This window comes from Micromonospora maris AB-18-032 (genome assembly GCF_000204155.1).
GTDB lineage: Bacteria > Actinomycetota > Actinomycetes > Mycobacteriales > Micromonosporaceae > Micromonospora > Micromonospora gifhornensis.
Genome location: NC_015434.1, coordinates 163,792 through 178,684 on the forward strand (window position 1 = coordinate 163,792; position 14,893 = coordinate 178,684).

Annotated in this window: 13 protein-coding genes; 6 read left to right on the plus strand and 7 right to left on the minus strand. The window is 71.9% G+C overall.

Going from position 1 to position 14,893, the window contains the following annotated elements:
* Window positions 1-8: 8 nt before the first annotated feature.
* The 5 genes from VAB18032_RS00795 to VAB18032_RS00815 form a co-directional block, all read right to left on the minus strand.
* Window positions 9-971: a hypothetical protein gene (locus tag VAB18032_RS00795; RefSeq protein WP_043719232.1), complete on the minus strand. Its 963-nt coding sequence runs from the start codon at window positions 969-971 to the stop codon at window positions 9-11.
* A gap of 10 nt (window positions 972-981) precedes the next feature.
* Window positions 982-1,956, minus strand: a complete 975-nt coding sequence (locus tag VAB18032_RS00800) for a protein kinase family protein (protein ID WP_013730859.1) — start codon at window positions 1,954-1,956, stop codon at window positions 982-984.
* Window positions 1,953-2,708 (minus strand): NUDIX hydrolase, encoded by a 756-nt coding sequence (locus VAB18032_RS00805; RefSeq protein WP_013730860.1) that lies wholly within the window; start codon window positions 2,706-2,708, stop codon window positions 1,953-1,955. The genes VAB18032_RS00800 and VAB18032_RS00805 overlap by 4 nt, the downstream gene beginning before the upstream one ends.
* A gap of 83 nt (window positions 2,709-2,791) precedes the next feature.
* Entirely contained in the window at window positions 2,792-3,913 is a 1,122-nt protein-coding gene (locus VAB18032_RS00810) for a MaoC/PaaZ C-terminal domain-containing protein (protein WP_013730861.1), read from the minus strand.
* Window positions 3,913-5,286, minus strand: a complete 1,374-nt coding sequence (locus tag VAB18032_RS00815) for a 3-oxoacyl-ACP reductase (protein ID WP_013730862.1) — start codon at window positions 5,284-5,286, stop codon at window positions 3,913-3,915. Before VAB18032_RS00815 ends, VAB18032_RS00810 begins: the two co-directional genes overlap by 1 nt.
* 54 nt (window positions 5,287-5,340) lie before the next feature.
* Here VAB18032_RS00815 and VAB18032_RS00820 point away from each other — a divergent pair, with 54 nt between their 5' ends.
* The 3 genes from VAB18032_RS00820 to purB all read left to right on the plus strand — a co-directional run bounded on the left by VAB18032_RS00820 (window position 5,341) and on the right by purB (window position 8,970).
* Complete coding sequence (locus VAB18032_RS00820) at window positions 5,341-6,633, plus strand: acetyl-CoA C-acetyltransferase (protein ID WP_013730863.1); 1,293 nt, start codon at window positions 5,341-5,343, stop codon at window positions 6,631-6,633.
* 127 nt (window positions 6,634-6,760) lie between these two features.
* On the plus strand, window positions 6,761-7,399 hold the full coding sequence (locus tag VAB18032_RS32000; RefSeq protein WP_013730864.1) for a hypothetical protein: 639 nt from the start codon (window positions 6,761-6,763) through the stop codon (window positions 7,397-7,399).
* A gap of 146 nt (window positions 7,400-7,545) precedes the next feature.
* Complete coding sequence (gene purB / locus VAB18032_RS00830) at window positions 7,546-8,970, plus strand: adenylosuccinate lyase (protein ID WP_013730865.1); 1,425 nt, start codon at window positions 7,546-7,548, stop codon at window positions 8,968-8,970.
* Window positions 8,971-9,448: 478 nt separating this feature from the next.
* Here the strand turns inward: purB and VAB18032_RS00835 are convergent, their stop codons facing one another.
* Entirely contained in the window at window positions 9,449-10,012 is a 564-nt protein-coding gene (locus VAB18032_RS00835; RefSeq protein WP_013730866.1) for a YbjQ family protein, read from the minus strand.
* A gap of 27 nt (window positions 10,013-10,039) precedes the next feature.
* Window positions 10,040-10,720: a S1 family peptidase gene (locus VAB18032_RS00840; RefSeq protein WP_013730867.1), complete on the minus strand. Its 681-nt coding sequence runs from the start codon at window positions 10,718-10,720 to the stop codon at window positions 10,040-10,042.
* Between the two features lie 439 nt (window positions 10,721-11,159).
* On the opposite strand from VAB18032_RS00840, the gene purS reads away from it, so the two are divergent.
* The 3 genes from purS to purL all read left to right on the plus strand — a co-directional run bounded on the left by purS (window position 11,160) and on the right by purL (window position 14,891).
* Window positions 11,160-11,423, plus strand: coding sequence for a phosphoribosylformylglycinamidine synthase subunit PurS (purS, locus tag VAB18032_RS00845; RefSeq protein ID WP_013730868.1), 264 nt, complete (start codon window positions 11,160-11,162; stop codon window positions 11,421-11,423).
* Entirely contained in the window at window positions 11,420-12,103 is a 684-nt protein-coding gene (purQ, locus tag VAB18032_RS00850; RefSeq protein ID WP_013730869.1) for a phosphoribosylformylglycinamidine synthase subunit PurQ, read from the plus strand. Before purS ends, purQ begins: the two co-directional genes overlap by 4 nt.
* A 67-nt stretch (window positions 12,104-12,170) precedes the next feature.
* On the plus strand, window positions 12,171-14,891 hold the full coding sequence (gene purL / locus VAB18032_RS00855) for a phosphoribosylformylglycinamidine synthase subunit PurL (protein ID WP_013730870.1): 2,721 nt from the start codon (window positions 12,171-12,173) through the stop codon (window positions 14,889-14,891).
* The last annotated feature ends 2 nt before the right edge of the window (window positions 14,892-14,893 follow it).

Consider the following 14,893-nt stretch of genomic DNA (forward strand, 5'->3'; position numbering starts at 1 on the left):
CAGCCCGTTCACAGCCGCACGACTCCGCCACGGCCGGTCCCGGTGGCCGGCAGCCGGGACGTCTCGGTACGTCGGCCGGTGTTGCCGATGCGGGCCAGCGCCTTCGACACGGTGCCGGTGGCCGTCGAGCCCGCCCGGTCCAGGTCGCGCAGGCCGGTGTCGAGGTCGATGGCCTGCTCGCCGAGGCCGACGGTGAGCGCGATGGTCTCGCAGACCGCGTCCAGGTCGTCGAGTTCCAGGGCGTTCTGGCCGAGCAGCCCGCGCCAGAAGTCGAGCACCTTGCGGTTACCGGCGTAGTGGCTGCCGGCGGGGAGCAGGTAGTAGGTGTCCCAGCGCCGGGTCACCTCGTCGACGATCTGCTGCACCGGCATGTCCTTGCGCAGGTCGCCGCCGATCCACCGACTCACCTCGGCCGACTTCACCTTCGAGTACGCCAGTTCGTCGCCGATGATGAACAGGTAGCCGCGGCGGCCACGCTTCTCCCAGCTGTCGGTGACGGTGTGCCGGGCCATGAAGTAGAGCGCGAGCTCGTACGACTCCATCATCTGGCCGCCACCGCCGCCCTCCAGCACGATCCGGCCGAGGTCGTCGTCCATCCGGTTGTCGGACTCGAACTGGCCCACCTGCAACGGGACCCGGTCACAGGTGGCGTCGCCGATCGCGCCGAACATGATCTGCGGGTCGCGGGCGTACCCCTGCCGCAGCAGCAGACCCAGCAGCTGCGGCAGCTTGGCCTGGAGCGTACGGGGCACGTGCCCCATCGAGCCGGTCACGTCGAAGAGCACGGCGACCGGGGTCGACTGCGGGTGCTCGGCGGAGTCGCGGCTCTCCCGCACCGAATCGCGCGGGTCCAGCGCCGGGTGCACCTTCCGGGCCCCGCTGTCGCTGTAGGCGAACGCGCTGGTGCCGGTGGCCCGGCGGTACCGGTCGGCGGCGTCGTACACGTCGGTGGACCACATTCCGCTGCCCATGGCAGCCTCCTTAGGGGTTGAGGGTGAAGGGTCGGAAGGTGCGGGGGCCGTAGAGGCGTTCCAGCACCTCGTCGAGTTCGCCGAGCAGTCGCCAGGCGTCGTCGGGGCGGGCGGCCAACTGAGGCTGCTGGCAGCCATTGACGAAGGCGCGCAGCTCGGCCGGCGCGTGCCGCCCCATCAGCCAGTCCATGCAGCGCACCGCCATGGCGATGTCGGTGCCCGGTCCGGCGGGGTGGCGACCGGTGACCTCGGGCGGGTACCAGTCCTGGTAGTCGGGGACCAGCGCCGGCACGACGCCGCCGGTGTCCGTGGAGAAGCACCAGTCGACCAGGACGACGCCGTGCGCGTCCGGCTCGATCAGCACGTGCGGCGGCAGCACCGCGCCGTGCACCAGGCCCGCCCGGTGGGCCAGGCCGAGCGCCACCAGCAGTCGCCGCCACATCCAGGCCACGTCCCGGGCGTCCAGCCCGTCCGGGTACGCCCGCCGCACCTCGACCAGGCTGTGCAGGCGGGGGGCGGTGGCGATGACGTTGATCCGCCGTTCCGCTCCGGTGGCCGCGTCCCGGTGGGCGAAGCTGTCGACCAGCCGGGGCACGTACGGCAGCCAGCGCGGATCACCGTGCTCGGCGAGCCGGCGCAGCGCGCGTTCCTCCTGGAGCATCAGGTCGTTGTCGTTGGCGGCACGGGGCAGCTTGAGCAGCCGGTCGTCGCCGACGTCGTACAGGTCGGCGAGGTCACCGCAGTGCGCCGGCCGGCCACAGCGGTAGCCGTTCAGCTCGGTCACGTGGCGGCTCCGCCAGCGGGTGGTCACCTCGACGAAGGCTGCGGTGGCCTCGGCCTGGAGGCCGGGCCCGGCCAGGCTGAGCCGGTCGGGGTGCAGGGCGGCGACCAGTTCCCGGTAGCGGCGTTCCGGTGCGTCGACACCGAACAGTTCCTCGTCGTCGCGGGCCGCGCCGACCAGCCGGATCGCTTCGGCGGTGGTCATCGCACCGCCTCCTCGCGGGCCGGACGCAGCAGCGCCGGGTGCAGCAGTTGGGCGTCACCGGCCCGGTAGAGCCGCGCCCGCGGGCCGCCTCGGCTGCCGCCGCGTTCGGTGCTCGCACCGGTGCTCTCCACGAAGCCGGGCACCGACAGCACCTTGCGGTGGAAGTTGCCCGCGTGCAGCGGCTGGCCCCAGACCGTCTCGTAGACCGACCGCAGCTCGCCGATGGTGAACTCGGGCCCCAGGAAGCGGGTGGCCAGCGGGGTGTATTCCAGCTTCGACCGGGCCCGCTCCAGCCCGTCGGCGACGATCTGGCGGTGGTCGAAGGCGAGCTCCCGGTTGGCCAGCCCGCTGACCGGCAGCCAGACCGCCTCGTCGGCGTCGGTGCCGGCCGCCGCGTCGGGCAGGTCCGGTGCGAAGGCGAGGTGCGCGACCGAGACGATCCGCATCCTCGGGTCGCGCTCGGGAGCGCCGTAGCTGGCCAGCTGCTCCAGGTGTACGCGGCCCAGCCGGTCGTCGCCGAGGCCGGTCTCCTCGGCCAGCTCCCGCCGCGCCGCGCCGGCCAGGTCCTCGTCGGGTCGGACGAAGCCGCCGGGCAGGGCCCAGTGACCCGCGTAGGGCTGCTCGCCGCGGCGGATCAGCAGCAGGTGCAGCGCGCCGTCGCGGATGGTCAGGGCGACCACGTCGACGGTGACCGCGATGGCGGGATAGTCCCGCGGGTCGTACGCGGCGAGGAAGTCCTGCTCGTTCACCATTGGGTCACTCTCAGTCCGAGAACATCTCTATGTGAGAACAACTTACCGCGAAAATGAGGGCCGGGCAAGTGCCCGGCCCTCGGTCAGCGGATGGTGCCCACCAGATGGGGACGTCCCCGCTGGTCATGCAGTGCGAAATCCCAGTCGTCACCCTGTCGGTCGGCGCTGAACGCGACAGTGCTGGGCAGCGACACCGGGAGCTTGAACGCCACCTGCACCGTGTACGCCTCCGGCAGTCGGCTCTCCAGGGCGGCCAGACACCGCGCCTTCGTCCACATGCCGTGTGCGATAGGCCGAGGGAAGCCGAGCAGCCGCGCACCCAGCCGGGAGGTGTGGATCGGGTTGTGGTCGCCGGAGACCCGGGCGTACTCCGTACCGATGCGGGGTTCGACCCGCCACCGGGCGGAAGCGGCCGGCGGCGCGGGCGGTTCCGCCCGGTCGCGCCGCTCACCGTCGCCCGGTGTGCGCTGCCGCCAGAGGTACGTCGACACGCCGTGCCACACCTCCTCCCCGTCGACCGATCCGACGAGTACGACATCCACCTGCCGCCCCCGGTCGTGCGGACGCAGGTTCTCCGCCCAGGCGGTGAAGTCCAGCCGGTCCGTGACCGTGATCGGCCGGTGCACGGTGATCCGGTTGCCGATGTGCACCACCCCGGTCGGCGGGATCGGGAACTCCGGCGCGGTGATCAGGCGCAACGCCAGCGGGAAACCCATGACGTGCGGAAAGGTCGCCGGCAGCGTGTCGGCCAACCGGAACCCGCAGACCCGGTCGTAGTCGGCCAGCCGCTGCGGATCCACGGCCACCCCGCCCACCGCCAACTCGACCGCCGGCACGTCGGCACCGCGCCGGCCGCCCAGCCCGGGCAGCGTGCCCAACAACGCCCGCCGGTACAGCGGCCCCGGCGCGGGCAGCCGGGACAGCTCCACCCGCGCCCGAGCCGCCGGCTGCCCGGCCTCGGAGGCGGCAGCGGGCCCCACTACCGACGCGGCGGCGCTGGTCAGGTCCTGCGTGACCCCTGGATCGGGTCCCGCACCGACGCGTGCGGCGGCGCTGCTCAGGTCCTGGGTGGCGTCCAGATCACGGCGTTCGTCGGCGAACGCGGCGGCCAGGATCTCCGGGGTGAGCGCCTCCGTCGGCCCGTCGATCAGCTCGCCGACCGACAGGTCGTCGGAGGGCTCCTCGTGCGGACTGCGCCGGGCCATCACGCCCCCAACAGGCTCTGGCCGCAGACGCGGACCACGTTGCCGCTGATCGCGCCGGACGCCGGCCAGGCCAGCCAACTGATCGTCTCGGCGACGTCCACCGGCAGCCCACCCTGGGCGAGGCTGTTCATCCGGCGACCGGCCTCCCGCACCACGAGCGGAATCCGGGCGGTCAGCCGGGTCTCGATGAACCCCGGCGCGACCGCGTTCACGCTGATCCGCCGCTCGCGCAACGCCGGGGCGAGCGAGTCGACCAGCCCGATCACCCCGGCCTTGCTTGTGGCGTAGTTGGTCTGCCCCCGGTTGCCGGCGATCCCGGCGATCGAGGAGACACCGACGATTCGCCCACCTGCCGGAATCAGCTCACGCTCCAGCAGCAGGTCGTTGATCCGCTCCTGACTGGACAGGTTGACGTCGATGACCTGGTTCCAGCGGTCGGCGTCCATCCGGCCGAGGGTCTTGTCCCGGGTGATGCCGGCGTTGTGCACCACCACGTCCACCCGCCCGTGTCGGCCGGCCAGATATTCGGCGAGCCGGGTCGGCGCGTCGGCGGCGGTCAGGTCGAGCTGCACCGCGCTCGCGCCGATCTCGTTGGCCACCGAGGCCAACTCGTCCCCGGCGGCCGGGACGTCCAGCGCCAGCACTGTCGCGCCGTCGCGGGCCAGCACCCGGGCCAGCGCCGCACCGATCCCCCGGGCCGCCCCGGTCACCAGCACCACCTGCCCGTCGAGCGGGCGCTCCCAGTCCACCGGCGCGGTGGCCTGGCCGGCACCGACCCGGATCACCTGACCCGAGACGTACGCGGACCGGCCGGAGAGCAGGAACCGCAGGGTCGCCTCCAGGCTGGTCCAGGTGCTCTCGTCGGCCTCCCGGGTGACGTGGACCAGTTGGGCGGTGATGCCCCGGCCGAACTCCTTGCCGATGCTGCGGGTCAGCCCTTCGAGGGCGCGCTGGGCGGTCGCCTCGCGGGTGCCGGCGCACTCGGCCGGCGGAGTGCCCAGCACGATCACCCGGCCGCTGGGCTGCACCGCCCGCGCCTGCGGGTGGAAGAAGTCGTAGAGCTGGCGCAGCCCGGTCGAGTCGGTGATGCCGGTAGCGTCGTAGACGAGGGCGGCGCTGTCGGGCGTACGGCCGGTGGTCGGGTCGGGCACGGCGGTGGCCGGATCGCGCAGGGCGAGCCCGGCGGCGGCCAGGATCCTGCCCACCGGTTCGGTGAGGCGACCACCGGAGGCGGAGCCGAGCAGGACCGGCCCGGGAAGAATGGGCTCGCCGGGGGCGTACCGGCGCAGCCGCGGCGGATCGGGCAGGCCGAGGCGCTTGACCAGCGCCCGACCGGCGCCCGACTGGACGAAGCTCGCGTACCTGTCGCTCATAGGCGTAGCCTACTGGTGAGTAAGGTGCGGGCAACCCTTTCGAGGAGGCGGATCGTGCAGAACGTTCGACGGGTCGCGGTGATCGGCGGTAACCGCATCCCCTTCGCCCGCTCCAACTCCCGCTACGCCAGCGCCAGCAACTCCGACATGCTCGGTGCCGCGCTGGACGGCCTGATCGCCCGCTTCGGCCTGGCCGGGCAGCAGATCGGCGAGGTGGTCGCCGGTGCGGTGCTGAAGCACTCCAAGGACTTCAACCTCACCCGCGAGGTGGTGCTCGGCTCCAAGCTCGACCCGCGCACCCCCGCGTACGACATCCAGCAGGCCTGTGGCACCGGCTTGGAAGCCGCCATCCTGGTCGCCAACAAGATCGCCCTCGGGCAGATCGAGGTGGGCATCGCCGGTGGCGTCGACACCACCTCCGACGCCCCGCTCGCTATCAACGAGGACCTGCGTCGCACCCTGCTCAAGCTCAACTCCGCCCGGACCCTCGGCGAGCGTCTGAAGATCGCCGCGAAGCTGCGCCCGGCCCAGCCGTTCAAGCCGGAGATCCCGCGCAACGCCGAGCCGCGTACCGGACTGTCCATGGGCGAGCACGCCGCCCAGACGGCGCTGCGCTGGAACGTCGACCGGCAGGCGCAGGACGAGTTGGCGCTACGGTCGCACCAGCGCCTCGCCGCCGCGTACGACCGGGGGTTCTTCGACGACCTGATGACCCCCTACCTGGGGCTCACCCGCGACCAGAACCTCCGCGCCGACACCACGCTGGAGAAGCTCGCCACGCTCAAGCCGGTCTTCGGCGCGAAGGGCCCGGACGCCGAGCGGGCCACCCTGACCGCCGGCAACTCCTCCCCGCTAACCGACGGCGCCTCCACCGTGCTGCTGGCCAGCGAGCAGTGGGCCGCCGAGCACAACCTGCCGGTGCTGGCCTGGTTCTCCTGGTCGGAGACGGCCGCGGTGGACTTCGTCCACGGTGACGAGGGCCTGCTGATGGCCCCCACCTACGCGGTGCCCCGGCTGCTCGCCCGAGCCGGCCTGACCTTGCAGGACTTCGACTACTACGAGATCCACGAGGCGTTCGCCGCACAGGTGCTGGCCACCCTCGCCGCCTGGGAGTCGAAGGAGTTCTGCGCCGAGCGGCTGGGCCTGGACGAGCCGCTGGGCGCGATCGACACCGACAAGCTCAACGTCAACGGCTCCTCGCTGGCGGCCGGGCACCCGTTCGCCGCCACCGGCGGACGGATCGTCGCCACCCTGGCCAAACTGCTGGCCCAGAAGGGCAGCGGTCGCGGACTCATCTCGATCTGCGCCGCCGGCGGCCAGGGCGTGACCGCCATCCTGGAACGCTGATCGATCGCTGCCCGCCAGGGTTGTTGACCTCCGACTCCGACCTGGTCGGAGCTATTGGCAGACATCTCTACTGTGGACCACAGCCTGCGCCCCGGAGCCACCGGCGGCGCGCTACCAAGGAGTGGTCATGACTGGTCAAGCCGCCCTGCTCCGCACCTCCATCGTCGCCCTGACCGCTGCGCTCGTGGCCAGTGGCTGCACGTCCGCTGACACCGGCCCGGAGTCCGCCTCCAACGCGGCCCCCGGCGCACCCGCACCTGCCGAGCCGACCCCCGACGCCGAGCCGACCCCCGCTGCCACGCCCGCCGCAGTCGATGCCAGCAAGGGCGGTTCCACCGACGGTGGTGCGACCGGAGGCGGCTCCACCGGCGGTGGCTCCACCGGCGGTGGCTCGACCGGGGGTGGCTCGACCGGCGGGGGACAGTCCGGGACCAAGGCGGGTAACGGGCCGACCATCACCTACTTCCGGGTTGCCCAGAAGCCCTCCTGCCCGGCCGGTACGAACGTCAACCCGATCCCCGGCACGCCGGTCGTCCTGGAGTGGAAGGTCGCCAACGTCGACTCCGTCGCCCTCTCCGTCGACGGCGGAGGGATTTACGCCGACAACTACCCGCCCACCGGCAGCGAAACGCTGACCTTCCCCTGCGAGGGAGCCGGGGGAGACACGCAACGGCACACCTACCAGCTGACCGTCCGCAACTCTCACGGCAAGCAGACGAAGACCCTGGCGGTGACCGCGACCGTGAATGACGTGCCGGAGGTCTGACCCCCGGGCCGGCGGTGGCGTGCTTCGTCCGCGCCAGTAGTTCGACAAGCACCTGCCCCGCCGTGCGTTCTCACCCCTGAGCGGGGCTCGTCACTGCCGGTGAGGGGCGGTCGAGGGCTTGCTGGTGGGTGCCGGAGAATGGGCGGGTGACGACGATCCCGAACGTGCTCGCCAACCGGTACGCCTCGCCCGAACTGGTCGCCCTCTGGTCTCCGGAGGAGAAGATCCGGCTGGAGCGGCGGCTCTGGCTCGCCGTGCTCCAGGCCCAGCGGGACCTCGGCGTCTCGGTGCCCGACGGGGTGGTCGAGGCGTACGAGCGGGTGTTGGACGACGTCGACCTGGATTCGATCGCGGCGCGGGAGCGGGTGACCCGCCACGACGTCAAGGCGCGGATCGAGGAGTTCAACGCCCTCGCCGGGCACGAGCACGTGCACAAGGGCATGACCTCGCGGGACCTCACCGAGAACGTCGAGCAGCTTCAGGTACGCCGCTCGCTGGAGCTGATCCGGGACCGGGTGGTGGCGACGCTGGCCCGGCTGGCCTGGCACGCCCACGAGTACGCCGACGTGGTGATGGCCGGCCGGTCGCACAACGTCGCGGCGCAGGCCACCACGCTGGGCAAGCGCTTCGCGTCGGCCGCCGAGGAACTGATCATCGCGTACGAGCGGCTGACGGATCTGATCTCGTGGTACCCGCTGCGGGGCATCAAGGGCCCGGTGGGTACCGCGGCCGACCAGCTGGATCTGCTCGACGGCGACGCCGAGAAGGTGGCCGAGTTGGAGCGGCGGGTCGCCGAGCACCTCGGCTTCAGCCGGGTGCTGGACAGCGTCGGGCAGGTCTACCCGCGTTCGATCGACCTGGCGGTGATCTCCGCGCTGGCGCAGGTGGCGTCGGCCCCCTCATCGCTGGCCACCACGATCCGGCTGATGGTCGGTCAGGAGTTGGCCACCGAGGGCTTCAAGCCCGGCCAGGTCGGCTCCAGCGCGATGCCGCACAAGATGAACACCCGTTCGTCGGAGCGGGTCAACGGCTTCGCGGTGATCATCCGTGGGTACCTGTCGATGGTCGGTGAGCTGGCCGGCGACCAGTGGAACGAGGGCGACGTCTCCTGCTCGGTGGTGCGCCGAGTGGCCCTGCCCGACGCCTTCTTCGCCGCCGACGGGCTGTTCCAGACCTTCCTCACCGTGCTTGACGAGTTCGGTGCGTACCCGGCGGTGATCAACCGGGAGTTGGAGCGCTTCCTGCCCTTCCTGGCCACCACCAAGATCCTGGTGGCTGCCGTCCGCCGAGGCGTCGGCCGGGAAACCGCCCACGAGGCGATCAAGGAACACGCGGTCGCCGTGGCCTTGGCCATGCGCGAGCAGGGCAGCCCCGACAACGACCTCTTCGACCGCCTGGCCGCCGACCCTCGCCTGGGCCTGTCCCGCCCCGAGATCGACGCCCTGGTAGCCGACCGCGCCGCCTTCGTCGGTGCCGCCCCCGCCCAGATCCAGGCGGTAACCACCCGCATCTCCAAGATCGTCCAGTCCCACCCCCAAGCCGCCACCTACACCCCACCCCCCATCCTCTGAACCCCCTCCCCTCCCACGCCCGCCCCGCGCGCCCCGCCCCTCCCACCCCCGCCCCCGCGGCGCCCGCCCCGCGGCGCCCGCCCCGCGGCGCCCGCCCCGCGGCGCCCGCCCCGCGCGCCGATCTTGCACTTTCTGTCGCGACATCAACGGATGAAAGCCACATAGCGGCGACCCAAAGTGCAAGATCGGCGCGGGCTGCATCGTGTGGGCAGGGGTGAGGGCGCCATCGCAGGCAGGGCTGCGAACAAGGCGAGCGACGGCACTGCCTGCGCACGCGCATTCCCTGTGCGCACGCCCTCCCCGAGCGCTGATCTTGCACCTTCTGTCAGGGCATAAGCGAGTGAAAGCCGCAAAACGGCGACCGAAAGTGCAAGATCGGCGTGGGCGTCGGCGTGGGCGTCGGCGTCGGCGTCGGCGTGGGCGTGGGCGTGGGCGTGGGCGTGGGCGTGGGCGTGGGCGGGGGGCGTAGGGGCGTGGGTTAGCTGTCGCGGGTGGGGGTTTCGGCGGCGGTGCGGAGGTTGGGGGCGCTTGCGGGTTCGGCGATGCCGCCGGGAGTGCTGGCGAAGGACGGGTCGTTGGCGGTTTCGGCGGCGATGAGTGGCTGGTCGGGGGGCATGACGTCGGGGACCTTGGGTGCCACGATCACGGCGGTGCCGTAGGCGCAGATCTCCATCCACATCTCGCCGCAGTCGCGGCTGTCGAACCGCATCCCCACCACGGCGTTCGCGCCGAGCCGGCGGGCCTCTTCGCCGAGCCGGGCCACCGAGTCGGTACGCCACCGGGTGAGGTTGTCCGGCGCCATCGGGTCGTACGCGCCACCGCGCAGGTTCTTCACGCCCTCGCGGTACGGGTTGCGGGTCCTGGCCATCGAGGAGACCACCTCGCCGAGGATCTGGCGGATCTCGTAGCCGGGAAGTTGATCCGTCGTCACGACCAGCACGTTTTCGATGCTGGCAGCCGCCGACGCCCGGCAACGTGAGCCGCGTTCACCTGCTCGGATGCTGAAAAACAGCGCGGCGCGGACGGCGGGCGCGTTGCCCACCTTCCGCGCCGCATCGGACGCTTTCGGTCAGACACCGGCCACCGAGGTGATCCAGGCCCGGTTGAAGGCGACACTGCCGTAGTTCTGGATGCTCTGGCCGTCGGCGGTGGAGGCGACGCCGACCTGGGCGCCGTTGTAGAACTGCGGGCCGCCCGAGTCGCCCCGCCAGGCGTTGCCGTTGATCCGGGTGCTGCGGATCGCCTGCCCGCCGTACGCGTCGGTGACGTTGGTGCTGGTCACCCGGACCGAGGCGGTCTTCAGCTGGGGAGAAGCCCCGCAGCCGCTGTAGCAGGTCATGCCCCAGCCGTAGATCGTGTTGGTCGAGTTGACCGGCGGGTTGCTGTTGGCCAGCGTGACGTAGCTGGTGCTCACCGAGCTGGACAGGCGCATCAGGGCCAGGTCGTAGCGGCCGTAGGTGGCGCTGACGGTGCGGGTGACGCCGCCGGAGCCGTAGTAGACGCTGCCGACCCGCACGGACATCGTGCCGCCGAGGCAGTGCCGGGCGGTCAACACCCACTGCGGGGCGATGATCGTGCCGGAGCAGGTGAACGAGCCGTTGCTGAACACCGCCGCGGCCCACGGCGCGGAGGAGACGGTTCCGCCGCCGATGATGTACGGGCCGACGGGCGCGGCGACAGCGCCGGAGCTGGCGCCGAGCACGCCGGCCAGGGCTGTGGCGAGGACCGCGAGCAGGGATCGGATGCGCATCGGTAGGGCTCCTTCGGGGATCGCGGGACCCGGGTGGCCGGGTCGACCTGCGGCGACGGGCGGGGGGTGGTCCGTCACCGCGACACCGATAAATCGACGTCTGACGATGTACCGTAGGGCTGGGTGAGGTGTTTCACAAGAGTCTAATTCAAACAAGTCGATGTAACAGTCCGATGTCGGGCCCAGCCGTGCTCGGTGTCCACCTTCGGCCTAGACCTGCCGACCCGCGCGTTACGCGACCCGCCGGGAGATCGGGCAACAATGCCGTATCGGGACAGCAACGAACCCGTATCGTTCTCGACAGGGCCAGGCGGGTGGCCGCGAGCCGCGCCTCGACGCCCTCCCACCGGTGCGTCCGGTGCGACATCTGCCAGGTAGGCTGGCTGCGCTCGCCCGTTGTGGGTCGGCACCCAACTGCGTACACAGTCAGGAGTGCCCAGTGCCTCGCGTCGTCGTCGACGTCATGCTCAAGCCCGAGATCCTCGATCCGCAGGGCCAGGCCGTCGCAAACGCGCTGCCCCGGCTCGGTGTCAACGATGTCGCCTCGGTGCGGATCGGTCGGCGCATCGAGATCGATTTCACCGGTGAACCGGACCTGGACCGGGCCCGGGAGATCGCCGACAAGCTGCTCGCCAACCCGGTCATCGAGGACTTCACCGTCCACCTGGTCGAGGCCGACGAGCCCGCGGAAGCCCGGTCGTGACCGCGCGGGTCGGAGTGGTGACCTTCCCCGGCTCGCTCGACGACGGGGACGCCGCTCGGGCTGTCCGGATCGCGGGCGCCCAGCCCGTACGCCTCTGGCACGGTGACCCGGAGCTGCACGGGGTGGACGCGGTCGTCCTGCCCGGCGGCTTCTCCTACGGTGACTACCTGCGCTGCGGGGCCATCGCCCGGTTCGCCCCGGTGATGGAGACCATCGTCGACGCCGCCGCCGGCGGCCTGCCCGTGCTCGGCATCTGCAACGGCTTCCAGATCCTCTGCGAGGCCCACCTGCTGCCCGGCGCGCTCACCCGCAACCAGCACCTGCACTTCCGCAACCGCGACCAGATCCTGCGCATCGAGTCGGCGGGCACCGCCTGGACGAACGCCTTCCAGCCCGGCCAGGAGGTGCTGATCCCGGTCAAGAACGGCGAAGGTTGCTACGTCGCCGACCCCGCGACGCTTGACGCCCTCGAAGCCGAGGGTCGGGTCGTCGCCCGCTATGTCGGCGTCAACCCGAACGGTTCTCAGCGGGACATCGCGGCCATCACCAACCCGGCCGGCAACGTGGTCGGCATCATGCCGCATCCCGAGCACGCGGTGGAGGCGCTCACCGGCCCCTCCCTCGACGGCCTCGGCTTCTTCACCTCGGTGCTCAAGCACCTGGTGGGGGCGCCGGCGTGACCGTCCGCGTCGGGATCATCGGTCGGCTCACCCGCCCGTACGGCGGCGAGCGCAACGAGGAGAGGTCATGACTACGCATCCGGACCCGGTACGGGAGACCCCGGAGGCAGTCCCGGCCACGCCGGCACAGCCGGTCCAGCCATATCCGGCCGCCGCACCGGCCCGGCACGCCTCCGGGCAGGCCGACTGGGCGGACCGGGTGGACACCGTGCCGCGCGCCGAGGGCACCCCGGAGGAACTTCAGCCGTACGCCGAACTGGGGCTCCGGGACGACGAGTACGACCGCATCCGGCACATCCTGGGCCGTCGGCCCACCCAGTCCGAGCTGGCGATGTACTCGATCATGTGGAGCGAGCACTGCTCCTACAAGTCGAGCAAGGTGCACCTGCGCCAGTTCGGCGAGAAGGCCCCGCCGAGTGACCGGCTGCTCGCCGGCATCGGGGAGAACGCCGGTGTGGTGCGGGTCTCCGACGAGTTGGCGGTGACCTTCAAGGTCGAGTCGCACAACCACCCGAGCTTCGTCGAGCCGTACCAGGGCGCGGCGACAGGCGTCGGCGGCATCGTCCGGGACATCCTCGCCATGGGCGCCCGCCCGGTCGCGGTGATGGACCCGCTGCGCTTCGGCGCGGCCGACCACCCCGACACCGCCCGGGTACTGCCCGGCGTGGTCGCCGGTGTCGGCGGGTACGGCAACTGCCTGGGCCTGCCCAACATCGGCGGCGAGGTGGTCTTCGACCCCTGCTACCAGGGCAACCCCCTGGTCAACGCGCTCTGCCTCGGCGTACTGCCGGTGAGCCGCCTGCAGAACAAGGCCGCCGTCGGCCCCGGCAACGTCGTGGTGCTGATGGGTGCCAAGACCGGCCGCGACGGCATCGGCGGTGTGTCGGTGCTGGCCAGCGCGACCTTCACCGAGGGCAGCGAGCAGCGCCGCCCCTCCGTGCAGGTCGGTGACCCGTTCACCGAGAAGCTGCTGATCGAGGCCTGCCTGGAGCTGTACGACGCCGAACTCGTCGCCGGCATCCAGGACCTCGGCGGTGCCGGGCTCACCTGCGCGCTCACCGAGACCGCCGCGGCGGCCGGCACGGGCATGCGGGTCTGGCTGGAGCGGGTGCCGCTGCGCGAGCCGTCGATGGACCCGCACGAGATCCTGGCCAGCGAGTCCCAGGAGCGGATGCTGCTGGTCGTCGAGCCGGCCAAGCTCGAGACCGTCCTCAAGACCTGCGAGAAGTGGGGCGTGCTCGCCACCGCGATCGGCGAGGTCACCGCTCCGGAGCCGGACGGCCAGCCGGGTCGACTGCTGATCACCTGGCGGGACCAGCTGGTGGTCGACGTGCCGCCGGGTTCGCTGGTGGACGACGGTCCGGTCTACGCCCGCCCGATGCGGGAGCCGGCCGACCTGATCCTGCTCCAGGCCGACCGGGCCGAGACGCTGCCCCGGCCGAGCGACCCGGACGCGCTGCGCGAGACCGTGCTGCGCATGATCGCCTCACCGAACCTGTGCGACAAGACCTGGGTCACCGAGCAGTACGACCGCTACGTGCTGGGCAACACCGTGCTCGCCCAGCCGGAGGACTCCGGCGTGATCCGGATCGACGAGCGGACCGGCCTGGGCGTGGCGCTCTCGGTCGACGGTAACGGCCGGTACGCCCGGCTCGACCCGTACCACGGTGCCAAGTTGGCGCTGGCCGAGGCGTACCGCAACGTGGTGGTCGCCGGGGCGACGCCGATCGCGGTCACCGACTGCCTGAACTTCGGCTCCCCCGAGGACCCGGGCGTGATGTGGCAGTTCGCCGAGGCGGTCCGCGGTCTCGCCGACGGCTGCGCGGAGCTGGGCATCCCCGTCACCGGTGGAAACGTCAGCTTCTACAACCAGACCGGGGCGGCGGCGATCCACCCGACGCCGGTGGTCGGTGTGCTCGGCGTTCTGGAGAACGTCGCCGAGCGGGTGGCGATGGGCTTCGTCCCGCGGCCCGGCGGCGACCACGACCAGCTCTTCCTGCTCGGTGAGACGCACGTGGAGCTCTCCGGCTCGGAATGGGCCTGGGTGGCCCACCAGCACCTCGGTGGCGTACCCCCGCACGTCGACCTGGCCCGGGAGAAGCAGCTCGGCGAGCTGCTGGCCGCCGCCGCGCGGGTCGGCCACGTCAGCTCGGCGCACGACCTCTCCGATGGTGGCCTCGCGCAGAGCCTGGTGGAGTCCTGCCTGCGCTACGGTGTCGGGGCGCGGATCGCGGTGCCGGAGCGCTTCGAGGGCAACTCGATGCCCTTCGTCTTCCTGTTCAGCGAGTCCGCCGGTCGGGTGCTGGTCTCGGTGCCTCGCGGCCACGAGAAGGCGTTCACCGCGCTCTGCGCCGAGCACGGCGTGCCGTGGGAGCTCATCGGCGTCACCGATTCCACGGGCGGCGCGCTGGAGGTGCACGGCCAGTTCCGCATCGGCCTGGACGAGCTGCGGGAGGCGCACAGCGCCACGCTGCCGGCGCTGTTCGGTGGCGTGCAGCCGGTCGAGTTGACGGCGCAGGACAGCGTGGTCGAGGCCGCGCCGGTGGACGCGGTCGAGGCGCCGGTCGAGGCTGACCCGGTTCCGTCGGTCGAGGACGCCGACCCGGTTCCCTCGGTCGAGGACGCCGACCCGCACGCGGAGGTTGCTGTGCCGGTGTCCGACGGCGTCGAGTCGCCCGAGGACGACCGGCCGGTCGAGCGGGCGGCACCGCCGGTCCGCCAGCAGCCGATCGAGCAGGACACCGCAACCGACGCACCACAGGAGCAGCCCTCCGCCGACGAGCGCTGAGG